Raw genomic sequence first — 1057 nt, 5'->3', positions numbered from 1 at the left:
CGTCATGGAAAACCGCACCTTGTCCATGCCGGGCAGCGTCGACAGCATCCCATCCAAAGGCAACAGCGAAGACCACATCTCCAACTCGACCTGGTGCGCCCGCAAGGCCGCCACCGTGGTCGCCAACACCCAATACATCGTCGGCGTGGAAATGCTGCTGGCGGCGCAGGGGCTGACCATGACCGAAGAACTGCTCAAGGACTTCGTGCTGGGCGAGGGCACGCAGGCGGCGTATGAGGAAATCCGCAAGCAGATCCCGGCGTGCCTGGATGGGGATCGCTGGTTCCACAACGATATTCAGGTGGCGCATTCCTTCATCACCAGCGGGTCGGTGCGGGAGGCCGTGGTTGGGCGTATCGGCAAGTTTGTCTGATTTGTCTTGTTCTTGTTGTTTGTGAGAAAAGAGCAGCTTCGGCTGCTCTTTTTTTATGGCGCTCTGCCGAAGGCTTTGCTTATGTGCTTTGTCCCGACTGGTGGGTTGTCTGTAGTTGATGCTGTTATCTCTTCGATCAACCGTGCCGGGGGCGGCCCGGCAGCCGCTCACTTTTCTTGCTCCGCCAAGAAAAGTAAGCAAAAGAAGGCGGCCGCTGGGTCGTAGCCCCCTTCGGGGGTTCCCGGCGCCGTCAGGCGCAAATCGGGAAGGGAAAACAACTCGCTGCGCTCAGACATTTTTCCCTTCTTGATCCGATTTACACCTGCCGTCACCGGCTACTCTCAAGCGGACTTCGAGACTGGCTCGCTGCGCATCGCCAGGGGACTGAGGTGGTTTTATTTTCTCCGGCCTCATTAACTTCGTCGTTCCAACGAAAGTTGGAACCCAGTGTCGTGACGAAGTTTGAAAAGACGCTGACGCCACTGGGTCCCAGCGTTCGCTGGGACGACGGTGTTAAAAAAGACAAGGAAAATTTGTGTGCCCAAGTACTTGGAGCACGATGCCGAAGGCGAGTGCTCCCTGGCGAGGCGAAGCGAGCCAGTCTGGCCGTTCCGCTTGGAGCCAGCCAGTGATGCGATGCGAAAAATGGATTAAGAAGGGAAAAATGTCTGAGCGAAGCGAGTT

The 1057-nt window shown here is 57.1% G+C and carries 1 protein-coding gene; it reads left to right on the top strand.

The window, feature by feature from the left end; all coding sequences use genetic code 11:
* Nucleotides 1-373: aromatic amino acid lyase (locus tag AKL25_RS23560; protein ID WP_167541903.1), on the top strand; the 373-nt coding region annotated here is incomplete at its 5' end.
* Nucleotides 374-1057: the final 684 nt, after the last annotated feature.

The sequence above is a fragment of the Herbaspirillum rhizosphaerae genome (assembly GCF_001189965.1).
GTDB classification, from domain to species: domain Bacteria; phylum Pseudomonadota; class Gammaproteobacteria; order Burkholderiales; family Burkholderiaceae_D; genus Herbaspirillum; species Herbaspirillum rhizosphaerae.
Note: the sequence above shows the minus strand (reverse complement) of the source record. Positions and strands in the feature narration are given on the sequence as shown.